20 protein-coding genes and 1 pseudogene are annotated in these 20,829 nt (G+C 73.4%); 13 read left to right on the forward strand and 8 right to left on the reverse strand.

Going from position 1 to position 20,829, the window contains the following annotated elements; genetic code table 11:
* Positions 1–270: 270 nt before the first annotated feature.
* Positions 271–1,037 (reverse strand): annotated as a pseudogene (locus tag JL106_RS22625) (MFS transporter); the annotation flags it as partial.
* 116 nt (positions 1,038–1,153) lie between these two features.
* On the opposite strand from JL106_RS22625, the gene JL106_RS22250 reads away from it, so the two are divergent.
* A complete protein-coding gene (locus JL106_RS22250; protein WP_328842583.1) occupies positions 1,154–3,241 on the forward strand; it encodes a S9 family peptidase in 2,088 nt (695 codons plus the stop codon).
* Positions 3,242–3,260: 19 nt separating this feature from the next.
* On the opposite strand, the gene JL106_RS18620 is transcribed toward JL106_RS22250, so the two are convergent.
* Complete coding sequence (locus JL106_RS18620) at positions 3,261–4,796, reverse strand: MFS transporter (protein ID WP_328842584.1); 1,536 nt, start codon at positions 4,794–4,796, stop codon at positions 3,261–3,263.
* Between the two features lie 79 nt (positions 4,797–4,875).
* Between JL106_RS18620 and JL106_RS18625 the strand changes: the two genes are divergently transcribed.
* Entirely contained in the window at positions 4,876–5,481 is a 606-nt protein-coding gene (locus JL106_RS18625; RefSeq protein ID WP_205262255.1) for a TetR/AcrR family transcriptional regulator, read from the forward strand.
* Positions 5,482–5,496: 15 nt separating this feature from the next.
* On the opposite strand, the gene JL106_RS22255 is transcribed toward JL106_RS18625, so the two are convergent.
* Positions 5,497–8,310, reverse strand: a complete 2,814-nt coding sequence (locus tag JL106_RS22255; RefSeq protein ID WP_205262256.1) for a helix-turn-helix transcriptional regulator — start codon at positions 8,308–8,310, stop codon at positions 5,497–5,499.
* A 161-nt stretch (positions 8,311–8,471) separates the two neighbouring features.
* Between JL106_RS22255 and JL106_RS18635 the strand changes: the two genes are divergently transcribed.
* From JL106_RS18635 to JL106_RS18645, 3 genes are all read left to right on the forward strand, one after another.
* A complete protein-coding gene (locus tag JL106_RS18635) occupies positions 8,472–8,990 on the forward strand; it encodes a hypothetical protein (protein WP_205262257.1) in 519 nt (172 codons plus the stop codon).
* A 125-nt stretch (positions 8,991–9,115) separates the two neighbouring features.
* Positions 9,116–9,709, forward strand: coding sequence for a TetR/AcrR family transcriptional regulator (locus JL106_RS18640; protein ID WP_205262258.1), 594 nt, complete (start codon positions 9,116–9,118; stop codon positions 9,707–9,709).
* 4 nt (positions 9,710–9,713) lie between these two features.
* Positions 9,714–11,951 carry an MMPL family transporter gene (locus JL106_RS18645; protein ID WP_205262259.1) on the forward strand — a complete coding sequence of 746 codons (2,238 nt, stop codon included), beginning with the start codon at positions 9,714–9,716 and terminating at the stop codon, positions 11,949–11,951.
* 3 nt (positions 11,952–11,954) lie between these two features.
* Here JL106_RS18645 and otnK read toward each other — a convergent pair whose 3' ends face one another.
* Positions 11,955–13,232 carry a 3-oxo-tetronate kinase gene (gene otnK / locus JL106_RS18650; RefSeq protein ID WP_205262260.1) on the reverse strand — a complete coding sequence of 426 codons (1,278 nt, stop codon included), beginning with the start codon at positions 13,230–13,232 and terminating at the stop codon, positions 11,955–11,957.
* Positions 13,233–13,342: 110 nt separating this feature from the next.
* Here otnK and JL106_RS18655 point away from each other — a divergent pair, with 110 nt between their 5' ends.
* From JL106_RS18655 to JL106_RS18665, 3 genes are all read left to right on the forward strand, one after another.
* Positions 13,343–14,029: an SDR family NAD(P)-dependent oxidoreductase gene (locus JL106_RS18655; protein ID WP_205262261.1), complete on the forward strand. Its 687-nt coding sequence runs from the start codon at positions 13,343–13,345 to the stop codon at positions 14,027–14,029.
* Positions 14,030–14,106: 77 nt separating this feature from the next.
* On the forward strand, positions 14,107–14,298 hold the full coding sequence (locus tag JL106_RS18660) for a hypothetical protein (RefSeq protein WP_205262262.1): 192 nt from the start codon (positions 14,107–14,109) through the stop codon (positions 14,296–14,298).
* Positions 14,299–14,434: 136 nt separating this feature from the next.
* Positions 14,435–15,718 (forward strand): MFS transporter, encoded by a 1,284-nt coding sequence (locus JL106_RS18665; RefSeq protein WP_205262263.1) that lies wholly within the window; start codon positions 14,435–14,437, stop codon positions 15,716–15,718.
* Here the strand turns inward: JL106_RS18665 and rpsR are convergent.
* Both rpsR and rpmG read right to left on the reverse strand, forming a co-directional pair.
* Complete coding sequence (gene rpsR / locus JL106_RS18670; protein WP_205262264.1) at positions 15,666–15,923, reverse strand: 30S ribosomal protein S18; 258 nt, start codon at positions 15,921–15,923, stop codon at positions 15,666–15,668. The two genes, JL106_RS18665 and rpsR, sit on opposite strands and share 53 nt — an antisense overlap.
* Positions 15,923–16,087, reverse strand: a complete 165-nt coding sequence (rpmG, locus tag JL106_RS18675; protein ID WP_205262265.1) for a 50S ribosomal protein L33 — start codon at positions 16,085–16,087, stop codon at positions 15,923–15,925. Before rpmG ends, rpsR begins: the two co-directional genes overlap by 1 nt.
* A 128-nt stretch (positions 16,088–16,215) precedes the next feature.
* On the opposite strand from rpmG, the gene rpmF reads away from it, so the two are divergent.
* The 5 genes from rpmF to JL106_RS18700 are packed head-to-tail and all read left to right on the forward strand — an operon-like array spanning position 16,216 to position 18,123.
* Positions 16,216–16,377, forward strand: coding sequence for a 50S ribosomal protein L32 (gene rpmF / locus JL106_RS18680; protein ID WP_205262266.1), 162 nt, complete (start codon positions 16,216–16,218; stop codon positions 16,375–16,377).
* Complete coding sequence (gene rpmB, locus JL106_RS18685) at positions 16,378–16,614, forward strand: 50S ribosomal protein L28 (protein ID WP_205262267.1); 237 nt, start codon at positions 16,378–16,380, stop codon at positions 16,612–16,614.
* A complete protein-coding gene (rpsN, locus tag JL106_RS18690; RefSeq protein ID WP_205262268.1) occupies positions 16,614–16,916 on the forward strand; it encodes a 30S ribosomal protein S14 in 303 nt (100 codons plus the stop codon). The genes rpmB and rpsN overlap by 1 nt, the downstream gene beginning before the upstream one ends.
* Positions 16,917–16,927: 11 nt before the next feature.
* The gene (ykgO, locus tag JL106_RS18695; protein ID WP_205262269.1) at positions 16,928–17,050 is read left to right on the forward strand and encodes a type B 50S ribosomal protein L36; all 123 of its coding nucleotides are present in this window, start codon (positions 16,928–16,930) and stop codon (positions 17,048–17,050) included.
* Positions 17,047–18,123: a GTP-binding protein gene (locus JL106_RS18700; RefSeq protein ID WP_205262270.1), complete on the forward strand. Its 1,077-nt coding sequence runs from the start codon at positions 17,047–17,049 to the stop codon at positions 18,121–18,123. The genes ykgO and JL106_RS18700 overlap by 4 nt, the downstream gene beginning before the upstream one ends.
* A gap of 70 nt (positions 18,124–18,193) precedes the next feature.
* On the opposite strand, the gene JL106_RS18705 is transcribed toward JL106_RS18700, so the two are convergent.
* Entirely contained in the window at positions 18,194–20,506 is a 2,313-nt protein-coding gene (locus JL106_RS18705) for a heavy metal translocating P-type ATPase (protein ID WP_205262271.1), read from the reverse strand.
* A 1-nt stretch (position 20,507) separates the two neighbouring features.
* Positions 20,508–20,795, reverse strand: coding sequence for a DUF1490 family protein (locus JL106_RS18710; RefSeq protein WP_205262272.1), 288 nt, complete (start codon positions 20,793–20,795; stop codon positions 20,508–20,510).
* Between the last annotated feature and the right edge of the window lie 34 nt (positions 20,796–20,829).

The raw sequence follows: 20,829 nt of genomic DNA on the forward strand, positions 1-20,829 counted from the left end.
CCGAACAGGGTCGGAGCGGCACCACCGGTGGAACCGGTGAGCACCGAGCACCGGCATGACGAGGCGGACGCGCGGCCCCAGGGCGGCGGATCGGTGACGGCGCCACCGCCGCCTGCGACGCCCCGATCGTGCCGTTCGGTGAACCGCCAATCCCCGCCGCACCTTCGGCGTCACGGCACGCCGAGCACGACAGCGGCGTCGGCGCGACACGTCCTTCGCACCAGCGCCGCTGGGCACCGCAGGTCGACCGTCGCCGGTCGCGGCCGTCGATCAGACCGAGTCGAGGTCCCGGTTCCGCGTCTCCTTCATCACGCGCACCGCGATCAGCGTCAGCCCGGCGGCGATGAGCAGGTACACGCCGACCCAGGCCACGCCGAACTCCCGGACCAGCCACACCGGGATGAACGGCGCGATCGCCGCGCCCAGCATGCTGGCCGCGTTGTACGAGATGCCGGATCCTGTCGAGCGGACGTTGCTCGGGAACAGTTCCGGCAGCACCGCACTCATCGGCCCGAACGTCAGCCCCATCAGCGCCATGCCGATGGACAGGAAGAGCAGCATGGTGCCCTCGTTGGCGGTGTCCCGGTCCAGGGCGAACCCGAACGTCAGACCGAACACTGGACCGTCGCCCGAAGCGGTCGGCCAGCCGGCCCGAGACCGGCACCCCCCGCGGCGAAGAACAGGACCGAGACCAGTTGCAGGACCAAGAAGTCGGAGTACTTCCAACCCAGCAGACCGGCGTCTGTCGCCCCAGTCGCGTAGCTCAGGATCCAGGTCGTCATGAGGGAGAAGAGCGTGTAGGTGCCGACCATGACGAAGGTGCCCAGGATGAGCGGCCGCCGACTGGTGCGGAACACGGTGGCCAGCGGTGCTCTCACCTTCTGGCCGCGGGCCACGGCGCGGGCGAAGACCGGGGTCTCCTCCAGCCGCAACCGCACGTACAGGCCGATCATCACCATGATGGCGCTGAGCAGGAACGGCACTCGCCATCCCCAGGACAGGAACGCGCCGCCCGGATCGGGATCAGCGTTGTCGTGCCCGCCACGCCTCCAACGGTCGCGACGGCGGACACGGTGTGGTCCCGGCCTGGGTCGGCCGGATCGCGCGGCGGCGCACCGAGCGGGCTGTCGGAGCCGGGTGGTAGACCCGTCGGGTGACCGAGAGCCCCGAGACCCAGACCGCCGCCCCGTTCACCGACCTCGACGCGTACGTGGCCATGCCCCGGCTGTCCGGCCTCGCGCTGTCGCCGGACGGGTCCCGGCTGGTCACCACCGTGGCGACGCTGGACGCCGACGGCACCGGGTACCGCAACGCGGTCTGGGAGGTCGACCCGACCGGGTCGCGCCCGTCCCGCCGGCTCACCCGCGGCGCGGAGGGGGAGCGTCACGCCGGCTTCACCGCCACCGGTGACGTCCTGTTCACCGCGACCCGCCCGGATCCCGATCGCAAGCCCGACGACGGTGACCAGCCCGTGGCGCTCTGGCTGCTCCCGGCCTCCGGTGAGGCCAGGGTGCTGGTCGCGCCGCCCGGGGGCGTCGACCAGGTCCACCCCGCGCGGCGCGCCGACACGGTGGTGTTCGGGGCATCGGTGTCGCCGAACGCGACCGACCTCGCCGACGACGCGCGGCTCCGGAAGCTGCGCCGGGACGGCAAGGTGTCGGCCATCCTGCACCGCGGGTACCCGGTGCGGTTCTGGGCCGAGGATCTCGGTCCGGACGAGCCGCGCCTGATGGCCGTCGACCTCACCGACCCCGCTGAGACCGCTGGACGCGCCGACGATGTCCCGGCTCCGGTCGACCTGACCGGCGCTGCCGGCGCCGCCTACCGCGAAGTGCAGTTCGACGTCAGTGCCGATGGACGGACGGTGGTGAGCACGTTCCGGCGGCCGGGCGCGCGGGGCGTGCAGCGGGCGGAACTGGTGGTGCTCGAGCGCGGCGCGCCGCCGCGGACGGTGGTGCGGGACGACGCCGCCGAGGTGGCGCTCCCGTGCATCGCCCCCGACGGCCGCACCGCGGCGTTCGTCCGGGAGACCGACGCGGCGCCGCACCGGGCGCCGACCATGACGCTCCACCTCGTCGACCTGGCCGACGGGTCGGTGCGCGACCTGGCCGGCGGCTGGGACCGGTGGCCGTCCGCGCTGCGGTGGCTGCCCGACGGTTCCGCGCTGCTGGTCACGGCCGACGACGACGGCCGCGGGCCGGTGTTCGTCGTGTCGGTGGACGGGGCCGCCGTCCAGCGGCTGACGCCGGCGGTCGACACCGGGGACACGTTCACCGACCTGCAGGTCGCGCCGGACGGCTCAGCGGTGTACGCGCTGCGCACCTCCTGGCTCACCCCGCCGCATCCCGTCCGCATCGAGCTGTCCGGTGACGCGCGCGGCACCGTCACAGCGCTGCCGGCGCCGGCGCCCGCGCCCGAGGTGCCGGGTGTGCTCACCGAGGTCAGGACCACGGCCGAGGACGGGACGCCGCTGCGCGCGTGGCTGGCCCTGCCGGACGGCGCCGGTCCGGACGAGCCGGCGCCGCTGCTGCTGTGGATCCACGGCGGCCCGTTGAACTCGTGGAACGCCTGGTCGTGGCGGTGGAACCCGTGGCTGCTGGTCGCTCGCGGGTACGCGGTGCTGCTGCCGGACCCGGCCCTGTCGACCGGGTACGGGCTCTCGTTCGTCCAGCGCGGCTGGGGTGCCTGGGGTGCGGCCCCGTTCACCGACCTGATGGCGATGACGGACGCCGCGGTCGCCCGGCCGGACATCGACGAGCAGCGGACGGCGGCCATGGGCGGGTCGTTCGGCGGCTACATGGCCAACTGGGTCGCCGGTCACACCGACCGGTTCCGGGCCGTGGTGACCCACGCCAGCCTGTGGGCACTCGACCAGTTCGGGCCGACCACGGATGCGTCGTACTACTGGCAGCGCGAGATGACCCCGGAGATGGCGCACGACTTCTCGCCGCACCGCTCCGTCGCCGACATCCGCACGCCGATGCTGGTCATCCACGGCGACAAGGACTACCGGGTGCCGATCGGGGAGGGGCTGCGCCTCTGGTACGAGCTGCTGTCCGCGTCGGGACTGCCCGCCGACGACCAGGGGACCAGCCCGCACCGGTTCCTGTACTTCCCGACCGAGCACCACTGGGTGCTCGCGCCGCAGCACGCGAAGCTCTGGTACCAGGTGGTCGAGTCGTTCCTGGGCGAGCACGTGCTGGGACGCGAGCCCGGCCCGGCGCCCGAGGTGCTCGGGTGAGCCCCCGCGGCGGCCGGGCTCAGTGCTGGACAGGGGCGGTGGGCCGGTCGGCCGGGATCGTGCGCCAGGCGATGAACGCGGCGACCAGCACGATGACCGCGGCGGCCACCGAGGTGGCCTGCAGGGCGACCGTGAACGCGTGCCGGCCGTGTTCGAGCAGCTCGGCGCCGGCGCTGTCGGACCCGACCAGCTGCCGACCGGCGGCCAGTGAGTCGCGCAGCCCGGCGGCGACCGCAGGGTCGGCGTCGGCGGGCAGGTCCAGGCGCAGCCGGTACACCGCGGCGTGGATCGACCCCATGACGGCGATGCCGAGCGCCACGCCGAGCTCGTAGGCGGTCTCCGAGATGGCGGACGCCGCACCGGCCCGCTCCTTGGGCACGGCGCTCATCACCGCGTCGGTCGAGACGGTCATGGCGACGGCGCTGCCGAAGCCGACCACGACCAGCCCGGCGATCATCACGGCGAGCCCGGGCACCGCTTCGCCGACGGCGATCACCGCCAGGCCGATCCCGGCCACGGCCAGGCCGGCGCCGATGGCCGGTCCCCGGCCCAGTCTGACCGCGATGATCCCGACGAATCCGATCACCAGGATCGACGCCAGCGTGGCCGGCAGTTCCACCAGCCCGGCCTGCAGCGGCGACAGGTCCCGCACCAGCTGCAGGTACTGCGAGAAGAAGAAGATCATTCCCACGAACGCGAAGATGGCCAGACCGTTGGCGGCCACCGCCCCGGAGAACGCGCGTTGCCGGAACAGGGTCAGGTCCAGCAACGGGTGGTCCAGCCGGCGCTGCCGGCGCGCGAAGAGCACCCCCGAGATGACCCCGACCAGCCCGACCAACACGCCGATCACTGAGACGCCGTCGGACGCCGTCTGTTTCACGAACCACACGACCGGGATGACCGCGGCCATCGACAGCGCCACGCTGACCAGGTCGATGCGGCCCGGATCGGGGTTCCGCGATTCCGGGATCAGGAAGATCCCGGCCGCGACGATCACCAGCACCACCGGGACGTTGATCAGGAAGACCGACCCCCACCAGAAGTGCTCCAGCAGGAACCCGCCGATCAGCGGCCCCGCTGCGGCGCCCGCGGTCGCGCCGGCCGACCACACGGCGATGGCCCGGGTGCGCTGCCGCGCGTCGGCGAACAGATTGCGGATGATCGACAGGGTGGACGGCATGATCGTCGCTCCGCTGATGCCGAGCAGCGCCCGGGCGGCGATGAGCAGTTCCGGCGTCGGGGCGAACGCGGCGATGGCCGAGGCGATCCCGAATCCGACCGAGCCGAGCAGCAGCAGGCGTCGTCGCCCGATGCGGTCGGCGACGTTGCCCATGGTCACCAGCAGACCGGCCAGGGCGAACGAGTAGATGTCACCGATCCACAGCAGCTGCGTGGACGACGGCGACAGCGACGCCGTCAGCGACGGGACCGCGAGCGCCAGCACGGTGCCGTCCACCGCCAGCAGTACCACCGCCAACGTCACGGCGGCCAGGGCCGCCCACTCGCGGCGGCCGGCACGGGGGGCGGAGGGCTCGGGGGTAGGCAGCGTGGGCACAGGCCCACTGTACCGACCATTTGGTCGGTCGAAGCGACCGATTGGTCCGATCGACCGTGTTCCGTGATGGAATGGCCTCGTGTCGGACACCCAGAACAGGAATCCGGAGCGCACCCGCCGCGCCATCCTGGACGCCGCCCGGGGTCTGCTGCGTGAGAGCGGCACCGGCGTGGCGCTCGGCGACATCGCCGTCGCGGCCGGGGTCTCCAAGAGCGGACTGCTGCACCATTTCCCCAACCGGGACGCGCTGCTGCTGGCCGTGGCGGCCGACGCGCTGACCCAGTTGCACGAGATCGTGCGGCACAGCGTCGATCTCGCCGAGAACCGGCCCGGCAAAGCGCTGCGCGCCTACGTCCGCGCGTTGAGCAGCAACGACCAGCTGGTCCGCGACGTGTTCGAGGTCAGCGGGGTCTGGACCGCGCTGCAGCACGTCCCCGGGGTTGCGGAGCTGCTCGAGCAGGACGGTCATCGGTGGCAGGAGCTGCTCGCCGCGGACGGGCTGGACGCCGACCGGATCCTGCTGGTGCGGTACGCGGCGGACGGCCTGGCGGCGGCGCAGCAGTGGGACGTCACCGTCGACGACGTGGCGATCGCGCGGGCCCGGGACGTGCTGCTGCGCATGGCTGAGCCGGGCGGCGAGCTGGGCGGCCCGCCGGACGGTGGACCTGACACTGCTCCCCGCTGACCACCGGCGCCGGCCTCAGCTCGCGGCCGCCGCCAGGCCGAACGCAGCCGGGTCGGACCGCAGCAGCGCGGTCAGCTCGTGACGTGAGGTGACCCCGGCCTTGGCGTAGACCCGGCTCAGGTGGAACGCCACGGTGCTCCGGGTGATGAACAGCTCCTGGGCGATCTGCTGGTAGCTCATGCCCGCCGACAGCAGGGTGACCACGTCCCGCTCCCGGTCCGACAGCTGATACCGGCCGGACGGGGCGGGATCCGCCGCAACCGGCTCAGTCACATGAGCTCTCGTGGTCGCGTCGGGCCGCTCGGGGGTTCGTTGCGGCCCCGCCGACGGCGGCGTACCGGTCGGTGCCGGTGCGCCGAGCCGGCGCCGGAGCTCGGCCGCTTCGCGGGAGAGCCGGTCCGTCGGCGCCGCGCCGGCCGGCCCGTCGGCACCCGCCCGGAGCCGCAGCACATCGGTGAGCACCCACAGTCGGTGCATCGGTGGCAGTGCGTCGGCGGCTCCGGCCTGCTCGACCAGCGCCCGCGCGCCGGCCCGATCACCGCGCGCCTCGGCGGTCAGACCGTTGATCCACTGCGCGATCCCGGTCGCCCACACCGGTCGCGGGGAGGCGGTCCGCATCCGCTCCACGAACCCGTCCGCGACGTCCAGCTGACCCGCCCAGATCGCCGCCAGTGACGCGTACATCAGCCACGGCGCACCGATCAGCCCGATGCCCCGGGAGGGCGCCGGCCACCGTCGCTGTGTCCACGGCCAGAGTTCGGCCCGCTCGGCGTCGGTTCCGCGGGTGTGCAGCCGCACCACCCGGGCCATCAGCAGGTTCTGCGGGGTCTCCGGCCAGCCCCAGTCACCGGCGGCCAGCTCGGCGCGGTGGCACCACTGGTCGGCCACCTCGGTCTCGCCCCGTCCGGCCGGTTCCAGGCCGAACAGTCCGATGAGCGGTGACACGGCGAGGGCGGGGCTCTGGTCGGCGGCCACCCGGAACTGCACCCGGGCCAGGTCCCACTCGCCGATCGACCAGTACGAGGTGGCCAGGTAGGCACCGATGCCGCCGGCCGTGGTGTCGGTGACCAGGCCGGCCCGGACGCGTCGTTGCACCTCCAACTGGTCGGCCAGTGCGTCGTCGAACAGCCCGAGGACCAGCTGCAGCAGGCCGCGCCACCCGAGGACGAAGGTCAACGGCAGCGGGACGTGCGCCGGGTCGCGGGGTAGGCCGGCCAGCCGGTCGAGTTCGGCCTCGGCGCCGTGCTGCCGGACCCGGGTCAGGCCCTGGGCGAACCCGATGACCCCGGCCAGTGGCGCGTCCAGCACCCCCTGCTCCGCTACCTCGGCCAGCCCGTCGAGGAACTCCAGGCTGTTGCCGCGGCCCACCCGGGCCCAGGCCAGCAGTGCCCGCAACCGGTACCGCACGGCCTGTTCGACGCCGCCGTCGGACGGTGCGGATCCGGTGCCGGTGTCGGCATCCGGGTCGACCGGCCAGGCGGCCACCGCGGGTTCCAGCACGGCCACCGCCTCGGCCAGTGCGCTGGTCAGCACTGCGTACGCGCCGAGCACGGCGGCGCGTCGCGGACCCGGCGCCGCGGCGGTCACCGAGGGGAGATCGCTGCGTACGGTGGCGAAGTCGCGCGCCATCACCCCCAGATAGATCGCGTCGAGCCGGCGGTCCTCGCGCAGGCCCGGGTCCGGGGTCATCGAGCTGGACCAGCGCAGCAGGCGCGCCCCCTCCCGGCTGGCGCCGGCCCGGAACGCGGCCCAGCTCGCCGTGGCGAGCTGATCGGCGACGGCCGGGTCGTGCCGGGTCGCCGCCGCGGCGCGATGCTCCAGCGCCCCGAGCGGCGACGGCGCCACCGCCGCCGCCCGCAGGTGCAACCGCCGACGTTCCGGCAGCGGAGTGTCCTGGTGGACGGCCGAGCGGAGCAGGGAGTGGTCCGGGGTCAGCTCCACCGCTCCGTCGACCTCACGGAGCCGGACCAGTCCCTCGTCCGCCAGGGCCTGCGCGGCTGCGCCGGCGGCATCCTGGTCGAAGGAGTCCTCGAGTTCGGCGACCTCCGCGGCGTCGACCAGCGCCACCCAGCCGGTGCCGAGCACGGCCACCGCACGCAGCAGCGCCGTGGCCTCCGGCCCGGACCGGGTCACCCGCGCGCGCACCACCGCGGCGAACTGCGCCGGGGCGGGCAGCACCCGGCTGCGGCGCAGGGCGTCGTCGTCGTGCTCGGCCAGCAACGCGGTGAAGTAGAGCGGGTGCCCGGCGGTGTGCTCCCACAGGGCCCGCACCGCCGCGCTGTCCAGGCCCGGGTGGGCCTGCTGGGCCACTGCGACGGCAGTGGTGAAGTCCAGCCCGGCCAACGAGACGCGCCGGGCCTCGGGTGCCATCGACGACCAGCGCGGCCACTGTGCGGGGTCCGGACGGGTCGCGACCGCCAGCAACAGCCGATCGCCGTCGGCCCGGGCGGTCAGCTGCTGCAGGGTGGCCACGGTCTCCGGATCGGCCCACTGCAGGTCGTCCACCTCGACCAGCACGGGCCCGTCGGCGTACCGGTCCAGCACGTGCCGCAGCTGCTGGGCGGCGACGAAGGGATCGGTGAACCGGCCGTCGGCCGTGCGGTCCACGGTCAGTCCCAGTCCGGTCAACGTCGCGTACGGCTGCCGATCGGTCTCGGCGCCGGTGGCGGCCAAGACCCGGAACTCGGACGCCCGGCGCCGCACCTCGGCCAGCAGGCTGGTCTTGCCGAAGCCCGACCCGCCCTCGACCAACAGCACCGACGGGTGGGCGGCGCGGGCCCGGGCGAGCGACTCCTCGACCGTTCCGAGCACCTCCGGGGCCCAGAGCACGTGCGTACCTCCTCCGTCGGCGTCGGTGCGATCATGCCCGACCCGGCGCTCACGGCCAGGTCGGAGGCCAGGTCAGAACTGTCCATTCCGGCCAGTCGCCGGCGGCGCCCGGCGCGATGGACTGATGCCACGCACGAAGCTCGACCGGCGAGGAGTCCCCGATGTCCGTGAACGAAATCATCATCCTGGTCCTGATGGTCGGCTACGCCATCTACCGCCAGACCCAGCGCCACGAGGTGGTCGGTGACACCCGCTTCAAGCTGGCGATCGTCTACGGCATCGTCGGGCTGGTGGTCGGCGGCTACCACGTGCCCGACACCGGCTGGGAGATCGGCTTCCTGGTGGCGAGCCTGGGGCTCTCGGTGATCGTCGGCCTGCTGCGCGGCAACCACACCAAGGTGTGGAACGAGGGCGGCCGGGTGCTGAGTCAGGGGACCACGTTCACGATCTCGCTGTTCGTGCTGATGGTGCTGGCCAAGGTGGGCCTGGGCACCGTGGCGTACTTCGCCGACATCTCCGACTCGGGTGGGTTCGGCGAGATCCTGCTGATGGTGGCGCTGATGATGGTGTTCCAGGCGCAGATCATCTGGCGGCGGGCCGAGCCGCTGGGTGCCCGACACCACGGCACTGACCCGGTCGACCCCACCGGCACCCCGGACCTGGTCCAGCCGCGCAGCTGACCGCGCGCCGGGGTTCCCGCGGCCGCCGTTCCGGACTGACCGGGACGGCGGCTGCTCGGTCGCGGTGGACCACAGTGGTCGCGTGACCGACCAGATCGGTCGGACACGCTGCTACCGTCGGCCGGGTGTCCACCCGCTTCCGACAGCAGATCGACGACTCGATCCTCGATCGCGCCGCCGCGGTGCTGGCCCGGCAGGGCGAGGCGAAGACGTCGGTCCAGGACATCGCCGACGCCGTCGGGCTCTCCAAGGCCGGCCTGCTGCACCATTTCTCGTCCAAGGATGCGCTGCATCGGGCCCTGTCCGACCGCCTCGACCAGCTGGGTGACGCGCTGCTCGAGCAGGTCCGCGACCTGCCGGCCGGTCCGGACCGGGACCGCGAGGTCGTCGCCGTGCTGGTCGACGCGGCGCTGGGCCACCCCGGCCTGGTCGCCGTCATGCTGCTGCCCGCACTGCGCGGCGAGTCCCCGCTGGGTGGCCACGCGCCGATCGAGATGACCACCGACGTCGTCTTCCGGCTGTTCGACGACGCCTCCACAGCCGCGTCCGCCGACCGGCACGTCCGGCTGAGCGTGGCCCTGGCCGGGCTCGCCGTCCTGAGCCTGGCCACCCCCGACGAGGCCCGGACCACCGCCTGGCGGCGGTCACTGATCACCACCTGTTCCGATGCGCTCGGCCACCGTCGTCCCAGCGCCTCCGTCGACGATCTGGAGGCATGACGAGATGGCACGCGTGTTGGCCCGGCTCGGAGCGTTCGCGCACCGGCGCCGGTGGTGGGTGGTGGTGGTCTGGGTGGTGCTGCTGCTCGGCGGCGGTGTCGGGGCGCTGACCCTGGCCGGCACCACCTCGAACTCGTTCTCCATCCCCGGGCAGGAGTCGACCGAGGCCCTGGAGCGGATCAACGCCGAGTTCGGGGCGGGCGGCGGGGCATCGGCCACCGTGGTCGTCCAGGCCCCCGACGGCCAGACGCTCACCGACCCGGCCCACGCCGCGGAGGTCGCGGACCTCGTCGCCGCCCTGAACGAGCTGTCGGGCGTCGCCTCGGCCACCGACCCGCTGTCGCAGACTTCTCCGTCCATCGACCCGACCCTGCGCACCGCGTCGAGCACGGTCACCTACCTGGCCGGAGTCGGCGAGGTGACGGCGACCGACCAGGACGCCCTGCTCGCCGCGTTGGACGACGCCCGGGCCACCGGCCTCACCGTCGAGGTGACGGGCGAGGCCGTGGCGGGCGGCGTCCCGCTGGAGCCGATCGGCGAGGTCGTCGGCGTCATCGTCGCGCTGCTGGTGCTGGCCATCACCTACGGATCGCTGGTCGCGGCCGGGATGACCCTGGTCACCGCGGGGGTCGGCGTCGGTCTGGGCGTCATCGGCATCACCATCACCACCGGCTTCGTCGACCTGGCCTCCACCACGACCGCGCTGGCCGGCATGCTCGGTCTGGCCGTCGGCATCGACTACGCGCTGTTCATCGTCAACCGGTTCCGGCAGGAGCTGCGCAGCGGCGCGGCCGTGCCCGCGGCCGTGGCCACCGCCGTCGGCACGGCCGGGTCGGCCGTGGTCACCGCGGGCGTCACGGTGGTCATCGCGCTGGCCGGCCTGGCCGTGGTCGGCATCCCGTTCCTGACCCAGATGGGCCTGGCCGCCGCGGCCACCATCGTGGTGGCGGTCGCCGTGGCGATCACCCTGGTCCCGGCCGTGCTGAGCCTGATGGGCGTGCGCGCCCTGCCCAAGCGCCAGCGGCAGGACCCGACCGTGTCCGGGGGCCGGGCCGAGTACGGCCGGCACGCCGCACCGGCCGGCCCCGGATTCCTGGCCGGCTGGGTCACCACGGTGACCCGGCGCCGGGTGCTCTCGCTGCTGCTGACCATCGTCACCCTCGGCGTCATCAGCCTGCCGTTCTTCTCGATGCAGACCACACTGGCCCAGCGGCCCGCCGCCGACAGCACCCAGGCGAAGGCCGAGCAGCTGCTCGCCGGTGCGTTCGGCGAGGGCTTCAACGGACCGCTCATCGTGCTGTTCGAGGGCTCAGGATCGACGGATGCGCTCGAGGCGGCCGCATCGTCGACCGAGCGGATCGCCGCGCTGACCGACGTGGCCGCGGTCGCGCCCGCGGTGCCGAACGCCGACGGCTCGGCCGCGCTGATGACCGTCATCCCGCGCTCCGGCCCGAGCACCCCCGAGACCCAGGCACTGGTCACCGACCTGCGCGCAGCCCTGGCCGACACCCCGGGCGCGCAGGTGTCCATCACCGGGCAGACCGCGGTCAGCGTCGACGTCAGCCGTGCCGTGAACGACGCGCTGCCGGTCTACCTGGTGCTCGTCGTCGGCCTGGCGTTCATCCTGCTGGTGCTGGTGTTCCGGTCGCTGCTGGTCCCGCTCGTCGGTGTGGTCGGGTTCATCCTGACCCTCGGGGCATCGCTGGGGGCCACCGTCGCGGTGTTCCAGTGGGGCTGGCTGGCCGATCTCGTCGGGCTGGACAGCACCGGCCCGCTCATCAGCCTGACCCCGATCCTGGTCATCGGCATCCTGTTCGGCCTGGCCATGGACTACCAGGTGTTCCTGGTCTCCCGCATGCACGAGGCGCACTCGCACGGCGAAGCTCCTGTCGCTGCCATCCGCAAGGGCTTCCGGCAGGCGGCGCCCGTCGTCGTGGCGGCGGCGCTCATCATGTTCGGCGTCTTCGCCGGGTTCGCCGCCTCCGACGACGCCACGCTCAAGTCGATCGCGTTCGCCCTGGCCGCCGGGATCCTGTTCGACGCGTTCGTGGTGCGGATGATCCTGGTGCCCGCCGCGCTGGCGCTGCTGGGGGAGAAGGCCTGGTGGCTGCCGCGCTGGCTCGGCTGGCTGCCGGTGCTGGACGTCGAGGGCGCGGCCCTGGAGCGCGAGCTGGACGGGCAGGGCGGCCGGAACGACCGGACCGCCGACGTGCCGGACCCGGAACTGGTCGGCAGCCGCTGACGGTCAGGGGGTGGCGCCGTCCATCGCCCGGACCAGCAGGTCCGGGCGGCCGAAGTTGCCCGACTTGAGCAGCAGGGCCAGGGCCGGCTCGCCGTCCGTGCCTTCGGTCAGGCACCAGGGGACGCCCACGTCCTCCTCGCCGGCGACCAGCACGGTGCGGACGCCGAGCGCGGCGGTGACGGCGCCGGAGGTCTCGCCACCGGCGACGACGATCCGGCGCACGCCGCGGTCGACGGCGGTGCGGGCGAGCCGGCCCAGAGTGCGCTCCAGCACGGCCGCGGTGTCCGGCCCCATCGCGGCCACGGCCGCCCGCTGCTCGTCGGCGGGAGCAGAGGCGTGGATGAGCAGCGGCCCGCGGCCCAGGTGCTCGGTCAGCCAGGTCGTGGCCGTCTCCAGCAACTGCTGCGGGTCGGGGGTGGCCACCGGGTCCAGGCGGTGCGTGGGGAACCGGCCGCGGGCCAGGTCGATCTGCTCGAGGGTGGCGGCCGAGCAGCTGCCGGCCAGCACCAGACCCGGGCCGGCGGGCAGACTCCCGTGCAGGTCCGGGGCGGGCACGGGAGCGTCGGCCCCGAGCACCACGCTGCCGAACGCCCGGGCCAACCCGGCCCCGCCGGTCAGCACGGGCAGGTCCCGGCCGGCCGCCGCGGCCACCAGCAGGTCGTCGTCCTCGGTGACGTCGACGACGACATGGCGGACGCCGCGGGCGGCCATCCCGTCCAGGTGTTCCCGCGCCGCCGCGACGCCGGCCCGGACCACGGTCAGCGGCAGCAGGCCGACGGGGTGCGGCGTCTGCCGGCCCAGCACCCGGACCAGATCAGGATCGGTCATCGGGGTGAGCGGGTGGTGCCGCATCGGTGACTCGGACAGCAGCGTGGCGCCGACGAAGTGGTGGCCCTGGTACACGGTGCGCCCGTGCTCGGGCGACGCCGGGCAGACGAGGGTCAGTCCGGACCCCGTCGCATCGAGCAGGGCGTCGGTGACGGGCCCGATGTTGCCGGCGTCGGTGCTGTCGAAGGTCGAGCAGTACTTGAAGTAGGTGGTGGGGACCCCGCGGTCGTCGAGCCACCGCTGCGCCGCCAGGCTCTGCGCCACCGCGTCGGCGGGCGGCACCGTGCGGGTCTTGAGCGCCACCACCACGGCCCGGCACCGCGGCAGCGGCTGGTCCGGGTCGGGCACCCCGAACAGCAGCGCGGTCGGGATGCCGACCCGGCGCAGCCCGGCGGCGACATCGGTGCCGCCCGTGTGGTCGTCGGCGATGCAGCCCAGCTGCGGTGCAGTCACGCGGTGAGCATCGCATCGCGCGGATCGCCACCGACACGGGCGCACTGCCGGCGCCGATCACCGGTGATGCTGGAATGTGGCGACCTGTTGCTCGTGCGAAGGAGAACGCCGTGGACCTGATGCTGGCGGACCGCGTGGTGCTGGTGGTCGGTGGGACCGGACTGATCGGGACCGCCGTGGTGGAACGGCTCCGCGAGGAGGGCGCGGTGGTGGTCCCGGCGTCGCGGCACGCCGACCCCGCGACCGGTGGTCTGGTCATGGACGCCCGGGACGAGGCCTCGGTCCGCGACGGGGTCGCCGGCATCGTGGCCGAGCACGGCCGGCTCGACGGGGTGGTGGTCACGGCGGCGCCGAGTGCGCAGACCCTCGACCCGGCTCGCAACGCCGACCCGGCGCAGGTGGCCGAGGCCTTCGACGCCAAGGCCCTGTCGTTCCTGCGGGTCGCCGCCGCGGCGATCCCGGCGATGCGGGAGGCCGGGTCCGGCCGCATCGTCGGCATCAGCGGTCAGAACGCGTTCCTGACCGGCAACATCACCGGCTCGGTGCGCAACGCGGCGCTCAACCTGATCGGCAAGAACCTGGCCGACGAGCTGGCCGGCACCGGCATCACGGTGAACACGGTGAATCCGGGCCTGGTCAAGCACGAACCGGCCTCCGAGGTCGACGCCGGCCGGCCGGGCGACTCCAGCCCGGCGCAGATCGCCGATCTGGTCACCTTCCTGGTGTCGCCGCGTGCGGTGCTGTCGGGCGAGTCGCTGGTGGTCGGGCACCGGGTGCGGGGGGTGTCCGGGCACTAGACGGGTGACGGACCGAGGACCTGCGGCGCCGGGGTGGGTCGGTCCCGGTGGACCGTCGTCGGACGTCAGGAACCGCCATGCCCGGGTCACTGCAGGACCAACAGCTCATCCGCGAGCTGATCGAGCGATGGGTCGCCGCCATCCGGTCGGACGATCTCGAGGGCGTCGAGCAGGACCCGGACCTGCGGCTCCGGGTCACCGTTGGTCTGGTCAAGCGGGACGGGCGTGGGTGGTCGTCCATGAGCACCACTCGTTCCTGGACCTGTTGAACGAGTACCGGCGGGGCAGCCACCCCGGGGCAGTGCGGCGCGCGGCCGACCAGGCTGCGGGTCGTCGTTCTCTAGGCTCGGGCGGTCCCGGGTCGGCCGGGGCCAACCGAACTCAGAGGAGCGAGGAGTGGACGACGTGTCCGATCCAGCGCCGCCGTCGAGTCCGGTGGTCGCCGGTGCGGTCCTGGAGATCCGTGCGGCCACCGTGGCCACCGCCACCGTGTTCGCCGCCTCCGGGTTCGCCTTCGCCAGCTGGGCGTCCCGCATCGCGCAGGTCCGGGACCAGCTGTCGTTGAGCTCGTCCGCCCTCGGACTGGTGTTGCTGGCCATCGCCGCAGGCTCGATCGTCTCGCTGCCGTCAGCCGGCCCCATCGTGGCCCGGTTCGGCTCCCGCCGGGTCGTCGCCGCGATGTCCCTGCTGCTGGCCGCCGGCCTGGTGGTGGCCGCCTTCGGGGCGGAGGTGAGCGTCGTGGCGGTGGTCGCCGGGCTGGTGCTGCTCGGCTTCGGCAACGGCGCCTGGGACGTGGCCATGAACGTCCAGGGTGCCGTCGTGGAACGACTCTCCGGACGCTCCATCATGTCCCGCTTCCACGCGGCCTTCAGTGTGGGCACCGTGGGCGGTGCCCTGGTGGGGGCCGGCCTGGTGGCGCTGGCAGTCCCGGTGTGGCTGCACCTGGTGGTGGTGGCCGGCCTGGTCGCGGTGGTGGTGCCGATGGCCACCCGCCGATTCGTGCCCGACACGGCCGCTGATCCCGACGGTGCTCCGGATGACACAGCCGCGGGTCGACAGATTGCGGCCCGGTTCTCGGTGCTGCAGGCCTGGCGGGAACCGCGGACGCTGCTCATCGGTGTGCTGGTGCTGTGTTTCGCGTTCGCCGAGGGCGTCGGCAACGACTGGATCAGCGTCGCGCTCATCGACGGCTACGGCGCCCCGGCCGCGATCGGCACGCTGGTGTTCGCCCTCTTCCTGGCGGCCATGACCGCCGGCCGCTGGTTCGGACCCGCCTGGCTCGACCGGTGGGGGCGGGTGGCGGTGCTGCGGGTGCTGTCGCTCGTCGGCATCGCCGGAGTCGTGGTGTTCGTCTTCGCCCCGTCCCCGGTGCTGGCCGCCGTCGGCGGTCTGCTGTGGGGCTTCGGCACGTCCCTCGGGTTCCCGGTCGGGATGAGCGCCGCTGCGGACGACCCGCTGCGCGCGGCCACCCGGGTCAGCGTGGTCGCCTCGATCGGCTACTGCGCCTTCCTGGCCGGGCCGCCGCTCATCGGCTTCCTCGGCCACGAGTGGGGCGTGCTGCGGGCCACCGTGGTGGTCGCCGTCCTGCTGGGGGTGGCCGTGCTGGTCAGCCCGGCCACCCGTCCCGCCGGGGCCGTCAGCGGGCGTGCGGGGCACTCGGCAGCAGGGCCATCTCGCGGGCGGTCTTGATCGCTGCGGCCACTTGCCGCTGCTGCTGACCGGTGAGTCCGGTGACCCGGCGCGAGCGGATCTTGCCGCGGTCGGAGATGAAGCGGCGCAGCAGCGCCACGTCCTTGTAGTCGACCGTGGTGAGGCCCAGTTCGATCAGCGGGTTGGACCGGCGCTTGGGCCGCCGCGCGGCAACACCGGACTCGGCCCGGGACCGGCCGGCCATCAGCGCTCCTCGCGGAAGTCGACGTGCGCCCGCGCGATCGGGTCGAACTTGCGCAGCACCAGGCGGTCCGGGTCGTTCCGCCGGTTCTTGCGGGTGACGTAGGTGTGACCGGTGCCGGCCGTCGAGCGCAGCTTGACGATGGGTCGGACGTCGTTGCGTGCCACAGGTGATCCCTCCGGATGGATGCGAATGATTCTCAATACTGTAACCTCGCTCGTCGCGGCGGGATTCCCCGGCCGGTCGATGGAGAGGTGAGTGGCGTGCACACAGCAGGCGAAGGGGTGAGGCACTGATGGCGGTCCCGAAGCGCCGGATGTCGCGATCGCGGACCCGATCGCGACGGTCCCAGTGGAAGGCCACCGCGCCGGACCTGGTCGAGATCGTCGTCGAGGGCCGGCGGCAGCTGGTCCCCCGACGTCTGGTGAAGTACGCGCACCGCGTGGGAGGTCTGTAGATGTCGGCCACGTGCCAGGTCACCGGAGCCCGGCCCGGATTCGGGAAGTCGGTGTCGCACTCGCACCGGCGGACGAACCGCCGGTTCGATCCGAACATCCAGCACAAGCGGTACTTCGTGCCGTCGCTCGGCCGCACCGTGCGGCTCACCGTCTCGGCCAAGGGCATGAAGGTGATCGACGCCCGGGGTATCGACGCCGTCGTCGCCGACCTCCTGCGTCGCGGGGAGCGTCTCTGATGGCCAAGACGTCGAAGATCGTCAAGAACCAGCAGCGACAGCAGACGGTGGCCCGGTACGCGACCCGGCGCGCCGAACTCAAGGCCGCGACCCGCACCGCGGCCACCCCGGAGGAACGCGCGGCGGCCCAGCTGGCCCTGCAGCGTCTGCCCCGGGATGCGTCGCCGACCCGCGTCCGCCGGCGCGACGTAGCCGATGGCCGGCCGCGGGGGCATCTGCGCGCCTTCGGGCTGTCCCGCATCCGGTTCCGCGAGATGGCCCACGCCGGAGAGCTTCCCGGCATCCGCAAGTCGAGTTGGTGAGGAGCAGTCGCATGAAGGTTCGCGCGTCCTTGAGGGCGTTGAAGCAGAAGGAGGGCTCGATCGTGGTCAGGCGCCACGGGAAGGTCTTCGTCATCAACAAGCGGAACCCGAAGTGGAAGGCGCGGCAGGGATGACCGATCGCGTCTCCGTGGTGGTGGCGGCGTCGATGGACGCGGTGCTGCGGGACATGCTCTCGTTCACCGCGGTTGCCGGCGCGCCGCGCACCGGCGTGCTGCGCCAGGACCTCGACCCGGTGGCCGGCACCCTCCGCCGGCTGATCAGTGACGCCGGCGGTGTCGTCGAGGACGTCACCCTGCCGCTCGAGCACACCTGCCTGGGCTGCGCGGTCCGGGAGGATTCGCTGCCGACCCTGGCGGCCATGGCTGCCTCGGGGCGATGGGACCGGATCATGGTGTGTCTGCCGGTGTCCGCAGCCACGCCGCCCCTGGCCCGGCCGCTGGCCGACCCGGCGGTGGCCGCCGACCTGGGTACCGAACTGATCGGCGTGGTCACCGTGGTGGACGCCGAGCGCGTGCCGGACGACCTGTTCGGGCAGGACATGCTCCGGGATCGCTCGCTGCACCTGTCCGACGACGACGGCCGCAGCGTCGGGGAGGCCCTGGCCGCCCAGTTGCGACACGTGGACCTGGTCATCACCGCCGGGACGCACGGGCAGGGTGACGTCGTGATCGAGCACGTGCGGGGCGCCGGGACGCATCGAGCCGAGCTGTACTCGCTCGACGCGACGAGATTGTTCACCCGTCGCCACGACGGCGCTCGGGCCGAGGCCCGGATCGACCCGCGGCTGACCCGCCCGACGACTGCCCGTGACTCCGACGGCGTCTGGACCCTCGACCTGGAGAGCCCTCGACCGATGCATCCCGAACGGTTCGTCGAGGGGCTGGAGCGGCTGATGGCCGGGTCGACCTGCAGCCGCGGACGGTTCTTCCTGCCGACGCGTCCGGAACTGGCCGGGGAGTGGGAAGGGGTCGGGTCGCAGCTGAGCATCGGGGCGGCCGGGCCGTGGCAGGGGCAGCGGCCGACGACCCGGCTGGTGTTCACCGGGACGACCGACGTCCGGGCCGAGCTCACCCGGGCCTTCTCGGAGCTGCTGATGACCGAGGTCGAGGCCGCCCGCGCCGAGCGCTGGATCGGTCAGGACGACGGGCTGGACCCGTGGCTGGGGCAGCGGCGCTTCGCGGCGTGACCATCGGGAACGGATGAGCCCGGACCCCACGGAAGGTGGGTCCGGGCTCGTCCGCGTGCCGGCTCGGTGCTCAGCTCGCCCGTCGGGGCAGGCGGTACCGGGTCAGCCGAGAGCTGTTGCCCACCACGGCGACCGACGACGCATTGTGCAGGATGGCCGCCATCACCGGGGACAGGGCGCCGCCGGCGCCGATGAGCAGGCCGGTGGCGTTCACCGCGATGGACATCCCGTAGTTCTGCCGGATGACTCCGATGGCGCGCTGCGCGAGGTCGCGCAGGTCGACCAGCCGGGTGAGGTCGTCGCCGGCCAGGGCGACATCGGCGGTCTCGACGGCCACGTCGGTGCCCGAGATGCCCATGGCGATGCCGATGTCTGCCAGGGCCAGGGCCGGGGCGTCGTTGGTGCCGTCGCCGAGCATGGCCACCACGTGGCCCTCCTGTTGGAGCCGGCGGACGATGTCCTGCTTGTCCTCCGGCAGGACCTGGGCGTGCCACTCGGTGATGCCGAGTTCGGCGGCGACCGCGGCCGCGGTCTCCGGATGGTCCCCGGTGAGCATCACGATGCGCCGGACGCCGTCCCGGCGCAGTCGCTCCAGCACGGCGGGAGCCTCGGGGCGCACCGTGTCCCGCAGACTGACCAGGCCGACCAAGGCGCCGTCGACCGCCAGCAGCAGGGGCGTCTCGGCCTGACGCTGCAGCCGGGTCACCCAGCCCCGTGCCTTGGCCGAGATCCGCACCTTCTCACTGCGCAACAGCTCCGGGCTGCCCAGCAACAGGACCCGTCCGTCGGCCTGGGTGCGCATGCCCAGGCCGAGCAGCACCTCACACTCCTCGTGCGGCGGGATGACGATGTGCCGCTCCTCCGTCGAGCGGATCACCGCCTGGGCCAACGGGTGTCGTGAGTGGATCTCGGAGCTGGCCACGTAGGCCAGCACCTGCTCGGGTTCCCAGTCGGCGTGGAACGACAGCACGTTGGTCACCACCGGGCGTCCGGTGGTGACCGTCCCGGTCTTGTCCACGACCAGCGTGTCCACCTGCGCGGCTCGCTCCAGGTGCGAGCCGCCCTTGATCAGGATGCCGCGCCGGGCGCCGTTGCCGATCGCGGCACTGATCGCCGTCGGGGTGGACAACCCCACCGCGCACGGGCAGGCGACGAGCAGCATGGTCATCGCCCGGCGGACGTCCCGGGTGATCAGCAGGGTGAGCGCGGACAGGGCGAACGAGGCCGGTACGAACCGGCGGGAGAAGTTCTCGCCCACCGTCTGGATCGGCGCCTGGTCCTGCTGCGCGGTCTCGACCCGTTCGATGATGCGACCGATCGCGGTGTCCGAGCCGACCGCCTCCGCGGCGACCACGATCCGGCCGCGGACGAGCACCGAGCCGGCGTGCACCCGGGTGCCGACACCGACGGTCACCGGCAGGCTCTCGCCGGTGATGGCGGCCTGGTCCAGCACACCCTCGCCGGAGACGACGACGCCGTCGACCGGCAGGGCGACCTGCTCGTGCACGACGACGCGGTCACCGATGCCGAGCTCCGCGATGAGCCGTCGCTCCTCGAGGTCGCTGCTGCCGTCCGTGCTGTCGTCCGTGCTGTCGCCCAGTTGCACCCAGATGGTGTCGGCGCTGCCGGTCAGCAGTTCCGAGATCGCGCGCCGGGTGCGTCGCAGCGTCAGGTCCTGCAGGTACTCGCCGATGTTCAGCAGCCACAGCACGGTGAGGGCGACGACGTTCTCGCGGAGCACCAGCGAGGCGATGGTGGCGGCCGTCACCAGCGCGTCGGTCCCGGCCGTCCGTCGGCCGCGCAGCGCGGCGACGGCGCCGCGCAGGAAGGGGTACCCGGTGAAGATGGTGACGCCGGTGGCCACCGTGCGGCTGCCCGGACCCAGCACCGGAGGCCGGCGTAGCACGAACCGACGGCCGCCCAGCAGCACCAGTGCCAGACCGCCCACCACCAGGCGGACCACGTCGCTCCCACGGACGTCCGCGGAGCGGGGGGTCCGGGTGGCGACCGCGGTCGGCGAGATCAGGGCGGCCGTCCGGACCGCCGTCAGCACGGCGGCATCCGGGCAGCGAGCCGCCTTGCGCCAGACCAGCACCGCGCCGGTCCGCGGGAACGCCTGCACCGCGAGCACGCCGTCGAGCGCCCCGACGGCGTCCTCCACGGCCACGGCCCGGGCGGCCGATCCGCTGATGAACGGGGTGGCCAGGCGCAGCCGGCCGGCGGCGTCGGACACCACCCGGACCTCGACCGGTCCCGGTGAGGGCTCCCCGGGGGGCGCCACGGGCACCGGTTCGGTGGCGGCTGACGTGGTGGCTCGGACGGCCGAGGCCCAGGCCCGGCGTGGCGCTCGGCGAGGGGCCGGTTCCTGGGACGCGGCAGGCATCTCAGTGCTGGTGGCCGTGGTGGTCACCGGCCGCCGTACCGGGTGGTGGCGCCTGCTCCCCGATCCGTTCCCGGGCCTCGGCGACGATGTCGCCCGTGGTCAGCCGGACCGATTCGGCTCCGGACTCCAGTCGGCGCTGACCGCGTAGCCCCCAGGTCGTCACGGCCACCGCGCTCCGGCGCAGCGCCGACCGGCCGGCGCCCGCCTTCACCCGATCCACCACCACGGCGCCGACGATGCCGCTGGCCAGGGCCGCGGCTGCTCGTCCGGCCAGATGTCCGATCACCATGTCTGTGCTCCGTTCTGCTGACGTTCCGCACTTT

The sequence above is a fragment of the Nakamurella leprariae genome (genome assembly GCF_016918035.1).
Classification (GTDB): Bacteria; Actinomycetota; Actinomycetes; order Mycobacteriales; family Nakamurellaceae; genus Nakamurella; species Nakamurella leprariae.

Coding starts and splice junctions, on each gene's coding strand:
- rpsN (WP_205262268.1), top strand. CDS start 16,614: ATGGCCAAGACGTCGAAGATCGTCAAGAACCAGCAGCGACAGCAGACG.
- JL106_RS18635 (WP_205262257.1), top strand. CDS start 8,472: ATGTCCGTGAACGAAATCATCATCCTGGTCCTGATGGTCGGCTACGCC.
- rpsR (WP_205262264.1), bottom strand. CDS start 15,923: ATGGCCGGCCGGTCCCGGGCCGAGTCCGGTGTTGCCGCGCGGCGGCCC.
- JL106_RS18700 (WP_205262270.1), top strand. CDS start 17,047: ATGACCGATCGCGTCTCCGTGGTGGTGGCGGCGTCGATGGACGCGGTG.
- JL106_RS18660 (WP_205262262.1), top strand. CDS start 14,107: ATGCCCGGGTCACTGCAGGACCAACAGCTCATCCGCGAGCTGATCGAG.
- rpmB (WP_205262267.1), top strand. CDS start 16,378: ATGTCGGCCACGTGCCAGGTCACCGGAGCCCGGCCCGGATTCGGGAAG.
- ykgO (WP_205262269.1), top strand. CDS start 16,928: ATGAAGGTTCGCGCGTCCTTGAGGGCGTTGAAGCAGAAGGAGGGCTCG.
- rpmF (WP_205262266.1), top strand. CDS start 16,216: ATGGCGGTCCCGAAGCGCCGGATGTCGCGATCGCGGACCCGATCGCGA.
- JL106_RS18710 (WP_205262272.1), bottom strand. CDS start 20,795: ATGGTGATCGGACATCTGGCCGGACGAGCAGCCGCGGCCCTGGCCAGC.
- JL106_RS18705 (WP_205262271.1), bottom strand. CDS start 20,506: ATGCCTGCCGCGTCCCAGGAACCGGCCCCTCGCCGAGCGCCACGCCGG.
- JL106_RS18645 (WP_205262259.1), top strand. CDS start 9,714: ATGGCACGCGTGTTGGCCCGGCTCGGAGCGTTCGCGCACCGGCGCCGG.